This window comes from Stenotrophomonas sp. ZAC14A_NAIMI4_1 (assembly GCF_003086915.1).
GTDB lineage: Bacteria > Pseudomonadota > Gammaproteobacteria > Xanthomonadales > Xanthomonadaceae > Stenotrophomonas.
In genome coordinates this window covers 1-12,061 of sequence record NZ_CP026002.1, presented here as the reverse complement: position 1 = coordinate 12,061, position 12,061 = coordinate 1, and the positions used below count along the sequence as shown (strand labels likewise).

Here is a 12,061-nt window from a genome sequence, read left to right as displayed (position 1 = left end):
CGTTCGTCGCAGGGTGGCGCGCCGCAATCAGCGGACGCGCGAACCGGTGGCGAAGAAGTCGTGCAGGTCGTGCGCGAAGGTATCGAACTTGCTGATGGTCGCGCTGTTGACCTTGCTGAAGAAGTTGAAGGCGAACACGGCCGGGATTGCGACGAACAGACCGATGGCGGTCATGATCAGCGCTTCACCCACCGGGCCTGCAACGGCGTCGATCGAAGCGGAGCCGGTGGCACCGATCTTGATCAGCGCGCCGTAGATGCCCCACACGGTACCCAGCAGACCGACGAACGGAGCGGTTGCACCGACGGTGGCCAGCAGGGTCATGCCCGACTGCAGCTTGTTGCTTTCGCGGGTCACGGCCTGACGCAGGGCGCGGTCGACGAACTCCGAACGGCTCAGGTTCTCACCCAGACCACCGGTGGCGCCGCCTTCAGCGCGCTGGTGGTGGGCAGCAGCCTGGGCAGCGTCCAGGGCGATCTTGGAGAACGGCTCGGAAGCCGGCTGTTCTTCCATTGCACGGATGGCGTCCTGCGCGTTCGGGGTGTCCCAGAACAGGCTGACGACGCGATCGGCAGCGCTCTTCAGGCGGACCGAACGGAAGATGTTGATGACGGTCCAGTACCAGGACATGGCCGACATGACGATCAGGGTCAGCAGCACCACCCAGGAGACAGCGAAGTCACCCGGCTGGGTGGTCATCTCGTGGATCAGGTGCTCGAAGCCCATCTGCGACAGGGCGTTGGACGGATTGCCCCCGGCAGCAGCGGCGATGAAAAGTTCCTGCAGCATGACGCTTACCTTTGTTGTGTGTGGTGATAAAGGGTGTAGCTAAGCTAAACAATCGAACCGGAGGAGGGGTGGCCGGCGGCCACCCGCTCGCATCAGTTCAGTGCAAAGTTGACCGGGACGCGGACGCGGCCAGCAGCCTTCTTACCGCCAGATTCAGCGGCGTTGAAACGCCACTTGCGGGCAGCTTCCATCGCAGCACGGTCCAGGTCGCGGTTACGGCTGGACTTTTCCACCGTGACATTGGTGACGTTGCCCTGGGCATCGACATCAATGATCAGGATCACTTCACCCTGGATACCAGCGCGGAAAGCGGCCGGCGGGTAGCGCGGCGGATTCATGGCCTTCGACGAGATGTCCACGCTGGCCTCGATCGAGGTGGCGGGGGCAGGCGGCGCAGGCGGCGACGGCGGGGTGACGATGTCGTTCGGGCGCGGCTCCGGCACGTCGACGACCGGCGCCTGCGGCGGCGGCGGGACGGGCGACGGCTTCGGCGGCGACAGGTTCTTCACCGGCGGCGGCGGCGTTTCAGTCGGCGGCGGCGGCGGCGGCGGCGGCGGCGGAGGCGGCGGCGCGTCGACGATGGTCACCATGACGTTGCGCTCCTTCTCAGCCACGGCCTTGGGGGCCACAGCGGGGATCAGGAGCATCATGAAGGCGGCCAGATGCAGGGCGATTACAAACGCGATGCCGACGATGCGAGGCCAGCTCAGCCCCTTGTCATCGGGTTGTTCGTACCGGTGAACGACTAGTTGTTCCGTCATGCGCCAAGAGCTCAATAGTGGGGCCGGAATCCCGGGGGCGGGATCCCTGATCAGCGGTGCATGACACCGCAGGAACCTCCAAGCTTATACCAATCCTGAGCGCCTGCGCATCAACTGTGCAGGCGTTCAGGCGTTATTCCTACTTACTTCAGGTTGATGATTTTTTTGGCATCAGCCTGGTTCTTCACGCCCTTCGCCAGCGCTTGCTGGGCGGCCTGCTTGGCCTCCGGGACGCGACCTTCGGCATGCAGGACGCGTGCCAGGTTCAGGTAGGTCTCACCGTCCTTGGACAGCGGGGCAGCCTTCTGCCACGCATCGATCGCCTGCGGCACCTGGTCGGAATAGTAGTAGGACTGGGCCAGCGCCAGGTAAACCTGGTAGTCCGGCTTCAGGATGCCCTTCTGCATTCCTTCGTTGATGACCGCGATGACGTCCTTTTCCTTGTTCTCGGTGTTGGCATAGATCGAGTACAGCTGCTTGTACTCGCGCTCTTCGGTGAGCTGGCCGCTGCTGCGCAGCTTGTCCATCACCGCGGCTGCCTTGGGCATCTGGTCGGCCTGCATGTACATGTTGGCCAGGTTCAGCTGCGCCTTCTTGTCGTTCGGGTTCTTGGCCGCCAGTGCTTCAGCGGTCTTCAGCGCCTCGCCGGTCTGGCCCGCTTCGGACAGCGCGGCCATCAGCAGCTGGTTCCAGTTGTCCTTCGGCTCGGGCGAAGCGGCGATCGCCTGCTGCAGCACCGGGATCGCTTCCTGGTAGCGCTCCAGCTGATACAGGGCCTGGCCCTTGGCGATCAGTTCTTCCGGCTTGGTCGACTTGCTCTCGGCGAAGTACTTGTCCAGCGTGACCAGGCCTTCGGCGGTCTGGTCTTCCTGCAGCTGCAGCTGGCCCAGCATCAGCATCGCCTGGAAGTGGCCGTTGTTGTCCAGGCCGTTGAGCTCCAGCGCCTGCTTCAGGTAGCGGATGGCGCCGGCGGTGTCGTCGGTCTGGTAGGCAGCCTGCGAAGCCAGCTGCGCAGCCAGCGACTTGTCGTAGTTGTTCGACGCGCTGTTGCCCAGGATCTCGCCTGCGACCTGCAGGGTCTCCGGGAACTTCTGGTCGTTGTAGTTGTCAATGAGCTTCTGCAGCTTGCTGCTCATCTTCGAGGACGCCTTTTCCTTCGGCTCCTCACGGGTGGCGTTCGGGAACAGGACTTCGGCCTTGGCCTGCTTGCCACCGCGGTTGCCACGCTCGGACGACCGCGAGGACTGCGCGAAGGCATCGGTGACCACGGCGCCGGTCAGGGCGGTCGCGATGAGGACGGGAAGCACAGCTTTATGGTTGCGGAAAATCATCGTTCACCTCGATCGAACCGCCGTCAGCGGCAAAGTCGGACTGTCAGAAAAATCTGAGCCGCCAAACGTATCAGAAACAGATGGCGTGAGAAATCGTTTTATGTGCTGCAGTACAGCATTGATCTGCGCACTTACCCACACTTTGGCCTGCGTCCGGCGGCCTGGGCCTGCTGGTAGGCGGGCAGAAGGGAGGGGGCGTCACGTTGCAGTTCGCGGATCCGGTTGGCCGGGTCGGGGTGCGTGGACAGCCATTGCGGGCTGCGTCCGCCACTGGCCGCCATCATGTTCTGCCACAGATCGACCGCCTGCTCGGGGTTGAACCCGGCGTCGGCCATGAGCCGCTGACCGATCACATCGGCCTCTGATTCCTGGGTGCGCGAACCGGGCAGCAGGAAGGCGGTCTGCGCGCCCATGCCACCCAGCTGGTTCACGGTGCTGGCCGCGCCTTCGCCGTAGGCCGCGCCAGCCAGTGCGCCCAGCACGGACAAACCGGTCTGCGCGCCCATCTGCCGGGTGATGCGCTCTTCGTGGTGGCGGGCGATGACGTGGCCGATCTCGTGGCCGATGACGGCCGCCAGCTGGTCCTGGTTCTTGGCCACGGTGAAGATGCCGGTGTTCACCCCGACCTTGCCACCGGGCAGGGCGAAGGCGTTGGGTTCCTTGTCGACGAACACCGCCGTCTCCCACCGTACGCCACGGTACTGTGGGGGCAACTGCGCAACCAGCGCATTGACCACGCACTGCACGTAACCGTTCTGGCGGCCGTCGGTGCTGATCTTTTCCTTCTGCTTGGTTTCGGCGAACGCCTGGGCTCCCAGCTGGTCGAGCTGGGCCTGCGACACGCCGCCGACCATCTGCCGTCGGCCGGTCGGTGAGGTGGTGGTCGCGCACGCACTCACCAGGGCGGTAATGAGCAGGGCGAGCAGCAGTGATTTCATGGAATCCCCCGTGTTCATGCAGGCAGTGTGGACTGGGCCCGCTTAATTTTTCGTCAAGCGGCCACGGCCTTACATTGACCCGAAGAACACCAGCGCGGCCAGCGCCACGGCGTTGTTCAGCCCGTGCGCGATGATCGCCGCCCACAGCGTGCCGGTGCGCCGGTACAGCCAGCAGAATGCGGCGCCCATGCCACCGTAGACCAGCCACAGCTGGGCGATCTCAGCCGGGCCGTTGGCGCTGGTGCCGGGAATCTCGTGGATGAGGGCGAAGGCCAGGCTGCTCAGCAGCATGCCCAGCCAGGGCCGGCCGGCCTGCCACAGGCGTCCGAACAGCACGCGGCGGAACAGCAGTTCCTCGTAGGCGGGCGCAAGCACCACCGCGAACAGCACCAGGAACAACGGGAAACGCTCGATGGCGTGCTGCATCAGCGCCAGGTTGGTCGGCACCGGTTCCACGCCGAGCTGCTTGGCCAGGAAGGCGATGCCGTTGCTGCCGATCACGATCAGCGTGGCTACCAGCAGGGTCCAGCCCCAGGTGGAAGGGCGCCGCAGCGCCTGCGTCGACGCCTGCCGTTCGGCCGCGTTGGCCGGCCGGCGCCAGAAGTACAGCAGCAGCGCGGCACCGCCGGTGGAGACCAGGGCCATCAGCACCTGTGCGAGCGCGCCGGGCGTGCCCAGGGCTTCGGTCACGCTGGCCGGATCGATTCCAGTGCCGTTGTTCTTCGCGCTGGCGTAGCCGACCTGGATGCCGCGATACAGGCCCCACGCCAGGCCGCTGACCAGGCTGAGGATGAACAGCGTGGCTGCGCCGATGCCCAGGTCGATGAAGAACCCTGCCACGGGCGAACCGCGACGCGGCGCAGCGGTCGCAGGCGGAACAGGCGGCGGAGCGGAAACCGGGACGGAAGCGGACATCGATTACCTGCAGTCAGGGGGCGAAAGCCGGCGCGCATCCCCGCGCCGGCCACGGTCGAAGCGTGTCAGATATCCAGGTTGGCGACCTTCAACGCGTTGTCTTCGATGAAGTCACGACGCGGTTCGACGACATCGCCCATCAGGGTGCTGAAGATCTGGTCGGCTGCGACAGCGTCCTCGATCCGCACCTGCAGCAGGCGACGGGTATCGGGATTGACCGTGGTATCCCACAGCTGTTCCGGGTTCATTTCGCCCAGGCCCTTGAAGCGCTGGATCTGGCGGCCGCGCTTTGCTTCCTCCAGCAGCCAGCTCTGCGCCTTGGCGAAGCTGTCCACTTCGATCGACTTGGCGCCGCGGCCGATGGTGGCGCCTTCGCGCACCAGGCCGTGCAGCAGGCTGGCGGCCTGGTAGATGGCGCGCAGTTCGCCGCCTTCAAAGGCAGCCAGCGGCAGCACCTGCACGTGCTCCTCGCCCATGTGGCGGCGGGTCACCAGCACGGCGGCCGGACGCTCGTCGTTCGGTTCCTGCAGTTCCAGGCTGAAGCGCGCACTGCCCAGGCTGCCCTGGTTGAGGCGCTTGGCCAGTGCATCCAGGCCCTGGCCTTCGCCGGCATTGTGCAGGCTGGCCAGGTCCATCGGTACGAAATCGACCAGCGCTTCGAGCAGGTTGCGGTCGTAGCGGTGCGCGTTGCGTTCGATCGCATCGCGTGCACCGGCAAAGGTCAGCAGCAGCCTTTCCAGTGCGGCACCTTCGATGCCGGGTTCGCCTGCGGCCGGCACCAGCACCGCGTTCTCGACGGCGTTGCTGGCCAGGTAACTATCCAGCGCCGGGTCGTCCTTCAGGTACAGCTCCTGCTTGCCCTGCTTGATCTTGTACAGCGGCGGCAGGCCGATGTAGACGTAGCCGCGCTCGATCAGCTCCGGCATCTGACGGTAGAAGAACGTCAGCAGCAGGGTGCGGATGTGGGCGCCGTCGACGTCGGCGTCGGTCATGATGATGATCTTGTGGTAACGCAGCTTGTCCGGGTTGTATTCGTCGCGGCCGATGCCGGTACCCAGCGCAGTGATCAGCGTACCGACCTGGTCCGAGGCCAGCATGCGGTCGAAGCGGGCACGTTCCACGTTGAGGATCTTGCCGCGCAGCGGCAGCACCGCCTGGTTCTTGCGGTTACGGCCCTGCTTGGCCGAACCACCTGCCGAGTCACCCTCGACGATGAACAATTCGGACAGCGCCGGATCCTTTTCCTGGCAGTCGGCCAGCTTGCCCGGCAGGCCGGCGATATCCAGCGCGCCCTTGCGGCGGGTCAGGTCGCGGGCCTTGCGCGCCGCTTCACGTGCACGCGCCGCGTCGACGATCTTGCCGGCGATGGCCTTGGCTTCGTTCGGGTTTTCCTGCAGGAACTCTTCCAGGCGCGCACCGAAGGCGTTTTCCACCGCCGGGCGCACGTCGGAGCTGACCAGCTTTTCCTTGGTCTGGCTGGAGAAGCTCGGGTCCGGTACCTTCACCGACAGCACCGCGATCATGCCTTCGCGCATGTCATCGCCGGTCAGGTTGATCTTGGCCTGCTTGGCGATGCCGTTCTGCTCGATGTAGTTGTTGAGCACGCGGGTCAGGGCGCCGCGGAAACCAGCCAGGTGGGTACCGCCATCCTTCTGCGGGATGTTGTTGGTGAAGCAGTACATCGTCTCCTGGTAGGAGTCGGTCCACTGCAGCGCCACGTCCACCACGATGTTGTTGTGTTCGCCGGTGACCGAGATGACGTTCGGGTGCAGCGGGGTCTTCAGCTGTGCCAGGTGCTCCACGAAGCTGCGGATGCCGCCTTCGTAGTGGAAGTCGTCGCGACGGCCTTCGCCACGCTCATCGGCCAGCACGATCTTGACGCCGGAGTTGAGGAACGACAGTTCGCGCAGGCGGCGGGCCAGGATGTCGTAGTGGAATTCCACGTTGTCATGGAAGGCCACGGTCGACGGCCAGAAGCGCACGGTGGTACCGCGCTTGGTGGTGTCTTCCAGCTTGGCCAGCGCAGTCACGGCCGCGCCGTTGCTGAATTCCTGCTGGTAGTGGGAGCCGTTCTGGAACACGTCCACCAGCAGCTTCTGCGACAGTGCGTTGACCACGCTGACGCCCACGCCGTGCAGGCCGCCGGACACCTTGTAGCTGTTGTCGTCGAACTTGCCGCCTGCGTGCAGCACGGTCATTACGACTTCGGCCGCCGAAACCTCGCGGCCCAGCTTGGCGCTCATCTGTTCGTGCTTGCCGGTCGGGATACCGCGGCCGTTGTCGGACACCGAGACCGATCCGTCAGCGTGGATCGTCACCGCGACATGGTCGGCGTGGCCGGCGAGGGCTTCGTCGATCGAGTTGTCGACGACCTCGAACACCATGTGGTGCAGACCGGTGCCGTCATGGACGTCACCGATGTACATGCCAGGACGCTTGCGGACAGCCTCGAGCCCTTCCAGGGCGGTGATGCTGTTGGCGTCGTAGTTGCCGTTGTTTGCCGGGGTGTTCTGTTCGTCGGTCATTGCGCTTGCCGTAGGCTCCGCAGATCGGTCACCGCACGAAGCGATGCGCCGGGTAAGAAGGGGTGCAACCTGAATTATACCAGCCGGGCCTTGCCAGCCCTGATGTAGCCACTATGGCACAGCCACGATCCGTGCATGTTCCACGTGGAACCGGGTGATGTCTGCGATATCCACCAGCGCCGCCGGGGTCTCGGTGGCGGTAACGAAGATCTGCGCCGGACCAGCCAGCAACCGCTCCAGCACACGGGCCTGGTGGGTGCGGTCCAGTTCCGATGCCAGATCGTCCAGCGCGATGACCGGCCATTGCCCGCGCTGCTCGGCGTAGTCCTCGGCCTGGGCCAGAAGGCAGGCGAGGGCGGTGAGCTTGGCCTGGCCGCGCGAAAGCGCATCCCGGCCGGGAATGCTGTGGAAATCCACGCTCCAGTCCGCCCGATGCGGGCCCACTGAGGTGTAGCCCGCCTGGCGGTCGCGCTCACGGGCCAGCAGCAGGGCATCGGCCAGCGGAAGTTCGTGCCGGCGCCAGCCCGGGCTGAGATCCAGGCCCTGGATGCCCAGTTGCGGTGCCAGCGCGGACGCCAGGGCGATCGCCCGCTCCTGCAGGCGCTCCAGGTAATGCTGGCGTCGGCTGGTCAGCGGTTCACCCGCCTCCGCCAGCTCGTGGTCCCACGTATCCAGCATGCGCGACGGTCCGCCCTGCTTCAGAAGGGCATTACGCTGCTTGAGTGCGCGGGAGTACCTGCGCCACAGCGAAAGGAAGTCTGGTTCCACGTGGAACAGGCCCCAATCGAGGAAGCGACGGCGTGGTTCGCCACCACCGCTGACCAGCGCATGGCTGCCAGGCTCGAAGGTCACCACGGCCAGGGCCGCGCAGAGGTTGCCAAGCTGGGCAACGTCCTCACCATCCAACCGCCCCTTCCAGTCCTGCCCACTATGGCGAAGACCTGCCTTTCGGCGGTGCGGCGGATGATCGGCGCGCTGTTCGTCCCATTCCACGAAGATTTCCAGCGCATCCTGGCCCTGGCGGACCAGGCCATCGCGAACGCGCCCGCGGAAGCTGCGCCCATACGCCATCAGGTGCAGGGCCTCGAGCACGCTGGTCTTTCCCGCACCGTTATCGCCCGTCAGCAGGTTCAAGCCCGGCTGGGGTGACAGTTCCACGGCACTGAAGCGGCGCAGTTGGTTCAAGGCGAGGCGGCGGATCAGCATGGGACGCGGGGGACCATCCGCACGAGGCGGTAGCAGGGCAGGGAATCCATCAGCTTACTGCATCGGTCAAGACCGCCGCTGCGGGCAAGGCGGGGCCGGCAGGGCGGGCCGCGGCGGACATCACCTGGCCGTTCCACGTGGAGAATCCCGGCGCAGGCCCGTCCGAGGGCGGCCCCGGAGACTGTGAATTTCTTGAAATCTGCAGCACCGGGCACGGTATTGGCCCCCAGAAATCAGCGAATTTTCAGCGGTTGGCACCTTGGTACTGCGCTGCCATGCCTAGGCATCGATGGCGCCCGCGGTGAATTGCTTGAAATCTACAGGGCAGGGCACTGCAGGGTTCCACAGATTTCAAAGAATTCAGACCGTGCGTTCCACGCTATCCACAGCGGGTCTGTATGACTTATACACAAGGTATGGGCAATCTGTGGATAAAAAAGCCACTTTCAGCCGCTGGGAAAACTATCCACAGCTTCCCCCCCAGCCCCAAGGGTCCATATACAGGGGGTTTCAGGTGCATAAATCCTATTTAAATCAAATAGATAGCTATGTTTTCCACGAAATCTGGCCCTACCATCACCACCATGCTTTAGATTTATACCCAGATTTAAAAGCTAGGGCAGCGCCCTGCGAGCAGAAATCCGGGCTGTGGACAGTAGCGTCAGCAGAAGGCGGATCGGCTTGCTGAAACCATCCCTGGTATCCGTTGAACCTCGGGCGAGGGCAGGTATCGCAACTCGCGCTGATCGACCTCGCCCCAAAGAGAACCGGTAGATCGAAGCGCGAAGCGCCACAAGGAGCGGATCCGTATCAATGCTCCACGTGGAACCAAAAAAAAACGCCCGGAGCAACCGGGCGTTTTCCTGTTTCACGTGGAACAGCGCATTGTCAGAGACGCAGCGGCATCACCACGTGGCGCGACTTCTCGCTGCTGGATTCACGCACCAGCGCCGACGAGTTGGAATCACGCAGCTGGATGATGACTTCCTCGTCGCGCAGCGCGGACAGGGCATCCAGCAGGTAGTTCACATTGAAGCCGATGGCCAGATCGCTGACGGTGGTGTCGGCTTCGATCTCTTCCTGGGCCTCTTCCTGCTCCGGGTTGTGCGCGCTGATCTTCAGGTTGCCCGGCGAGACTTCCACGCGGATACCGCGGTACTTCTCGTTCGACAGGATCGCGGCACGCTGCAGCGAAGCACGCAGGGCTTCACGGTCAACCTTCACTTCGCGATCGGCACCGATCGGGATCACGGCTTCGTAATCCGGGAAGCGGCCATCGATCAGCTTCGAGGTGAAGGTGACATCGTCGCGCTTGACGCGGACGTGGCTGCGGCCGACTTCCAGCTCGATCTCGCGATCGCCGCTTTCCAGCAGGCGCTGCAGTTCGGTCACGCCCTTGCGCGGCACGATGATTTGGCGCTTGGAACCGCTGGGCTTGGCCAGGTCGGTTTCACACAGGGCCAGGCGGTGGCCGTCGGTGGCCACGGTACGCAGGGCATCACCGCGCAGGTCGAACAGCAGACCGTTGAGGTAGTAGCGCACGTCCTGCTGGGCCATCGCGAACGCGGTGCGTTCGATCAGTTCCTTCAGGGTCGCTTCGCCGATGGCCACGCGCTCGGTGGCTTCCACTTCGTCAACCGACGGGAAGTCGTTGGACGGCAGGGTTGCCAGGGTGAAACGGCTGCGGCCGGCCTGCACGGTGATCTTGTCACCGGCCTGCGAGACGGTGATCCGGCTGCCGTCAGGCAGGGCGCGGATGATCTCGAACAGCTTGCGGGCGGGAATGGTGGTTTCGCCGTCCTGGGCATCTTCAACCGCGATCCGCGACACCATCTCCACTTCCAGGTCGGTACCGGTCAGCGACAGCTGGCCGTTCTGCACCTGGACCAGGAAATTGGCCAGAACCGGAAGGGTCTGGCGGCGTTCGACCACGTTGACGACCTGTGCCAACGGCTTGAGAAAGGCTTCGCGCTGCAGTGTGAAACGCATGTGGTTCCGTGCCCCTATGCTTTAAAAAATGTGGAATAAATCAAAAGCTTGGTGGTGCTGGTAGAGACAGAATCGCTGGAAAACAACGCTAAGTCTTTGTAATAAAAAGAGTTTTCAGCCTCGAAACCCTCTGCATTACCGCCCCCCAGGGGGTGGGGAAAGCTGTGGATAAATTCGACGCGATTTCAGACGCCATTCTTATCCACAACTCATCCCGCGCTTGCTACCGGATTCTGCACCGTTTTGTGCGATGACGCCTCATCAGCGTCCGTGCATCATTCGCTCAGCTTCCGGATCAGCTTGTCCCAGTCCTCGCGGAGCTTGCCGTCGGTCTCCATCAGGGTGCGGATCTGGCGGCAGGCGTGCAGCACCGTGGTGTGATCGCGACCGGCAAACGCGTCGCCGATCTCGGGCAGGCTGTGCTCGGTCAGTTCCTTGGTCAGGGCCATGGCGACCTGGCGCGGGCGGGCCAGCGAACGGGTCCGGCGCTTGGACAGCAGATCCTTGATCTGCAGGCCGTAGTAGTCGGCAACGGTTTTCTGGATGTTGGGAATGCTGATCGCCTGCTGCTGGGCGCGCAGCAGGTCGCGCAGGGTTTCCTGGGCGAATTCGGTGGTGATCGCGCGGCCGGTGAAATTGGCGCGGGCGGTCAGGGTATTGAGCGCGCCTTCGAGGTCGCGCACGTTGGAGCGCATCTTCTTGGCGATCAGGAACGCAACATCATCGGGAATCTCGGCACCGCGTTCGCGGGCCTTGGCCAGTACGATCGCGGCGCGGGTCTCGAAGTCCGGCGGTTCGATCGCGACCGACAGGCCCCAGGCAAGCCGCGACTTCAGGCGCGCTTCCAGGCCTTCGACTTCGCGCGGGTACCGGTCGCAGGTCAGGATGATCTGCTGCTTGCCGTCGAACAGCGCGTTGAAGGTGTGGAAGAACTCTTCCTGGGTGCGGTCCTTGCCGGCGAAGAACTGGATGTCATCGATCAGCAGCGCGTCCACCTGCTGGAACTGGCGCTTGAACTGATCCATGGTCTTTTCCTGCAGGGCCCGGATCATCGCGCTGAAGAACTGTTCCGAACGCAGGTACAGCACCTTCGCACCGGGGTTGGCCTGGCGCATGGCATTGCCGGCGGCGAACATCAGGTGGGTCTTGCCCAGGCCGGTGCCCCCGTACAGCAGCAGCGGGTTGTGCGCGCGGTCGCCCGGCTTCTGCGCCGCCTGGAAGGCAGCGGCCAGGCCGAGCTGGTTGCTGCGGCCTTCGACGAAGTTGGCGAAGGTGTAGTGGTTGTCCAGGTTGCCGGCGAACGGCACCTGCGGTTCGGCCACCACCGCCGCCGACGCGCTCGAAACCGGCGCGTTCTGCGCCTCCGAGGGCCGCGGGCGCGAGCCGATTTCAAGAAAAACGTCGCCGAAACCCGCGAAGTGCGTCAGCAGCTCGCGGATCCGGGCCAGGTACAGCTCGCGCACCTGGTCGACGATGAAGGCGTTCGGGGCATACAGCACCAGGCTGTCCGCGCGCAGATCGGCCTGCAGCGGCTTCAACCAGGTGTGAACATCTTCCGGCGGGAACTCCGCTTCGAGGCGTTCGAGACTTCGGGACCAGGCATCCAT

The 12,061-nt window shown here is 64.3% G+C and carries 9 protein-coding genes; all 9 read right to left on the bottom strand.

Annotation, left to right across the window (positions count from 1 at the left end):
• Positions 1-27 precede the first annotated feature (27 nt).
• The 9 genes from exbB to dnaA all read right to left on the bottom strand — a co-directional run bounded on the left by exbB (position 28) and on the right by dnaA (position 12,061).
• A complete protein-coding gene (gene exbB, locus C1926_RS00045; protein ID WP_079224460.1) occupies positions 28-789 on the bottom strand; it encodes a TonB-system energizer ExbB in 762 nt (253 codons plus the stop codon).
• Positions 790-881: 92 nt separating this feature from the next.
• A complete protein-coding gene (locus C1926_RS00040; protein ID WP_174208710.1) occupies positions 882-1,439 on the bottom strand; it encodes an energy transducer TonB in 558 nt (185 codons plus the stop codon).
• A 254-nt stretch (positions 1,440-1,693) separates the two neighbouring features.
• Positions 1,694-2,881 (bottom strand): tetratricopeptide repeat protein, encoded by a 1,188-nt coding sequence (locus tag C1926_RS00035; protein ID WP_108757842.1) that lies wholly within the window; start codon positions 2,879-2,881, stop codon positions 1,694-1,696.
• A 131-nt stretch (positions 2,882-3,012) separates the two neighbouring features.
• Positions 3,013-3,819 carry a M48 family metallopeptidase gene (locus C1926_RS00030; protein ID WP_108757841.1) on the bottom strand — a complete coding sequence of 269 codons (807 nt, stop codon included), beginning with the start codon at positions 3,817-3,819 and terminating at the stop codon, positions 3,013-3,015.
• Between the two features lie 69 nt (positions 3,820-3,888).
• Positions 3,889-4,734, bottom strand: coding sequence for a CPBP family intramembrane glutamic endopeptidase (locus tag C1926_RS00025; RefSeq protein ID WP_108757840.1), 846 nt, complete (start codon positions 4,732-4,734; stop codon positions 3,889-3,891).
• A 65-nt stretch (positions 4,735-4,799) separates the two neighbouring features.
• The gene (gene gyrB, locus C1926_RS00020) at positions 4,800-7,259 is read right to left on the bottom strand and encodes a DNA topoisomerase (ATP-hydrolyzing) subunit B (protein WP_108757839.1); all 2,460 of its coding nucleotides are present in this window, start codon (positions 7,257-7,259) and stop codon (positions 4,800-4,802) included.
• A 111-nt stretch (positions 7,260-7,370) separates the two neighbouring features.
• Entirely contained in the window at positions 7,371-8,465 is a 1,095-nt protein-coding gene (gene recF, locus C1926_RS00015; protein WP_079224449.1) for a DNA replication/repair protein RecF, read from the bottom strand.
• Between the two features lie 888 nt (positions 8,466-9,353).
• Positions 9,354-10,454, bottom strand: a complete 1,101-nt coding sequence (dnaN, locus tag C1926_RS00010; RefSeq protein ID WP_108757838.1) for a DNA polymerase III subunit beta — start codon at positions 10,452-10,454, stop codon at positions 9,354-9,356.
• A 275-nt stretch (positions 10,455-10,729) separates the two neighbouring features.
• Positions 10,730-12,061: a chromosomal replication initiator protein DnaA gene (dnaA, locus tag C1926_RS00005; protein WP_108757837.1), complete on the bottom strand. Its 1,332-nt coding sequence runs from the start codon at positions 12,059-12,061 to the stop codon at positions 10,730-10,732.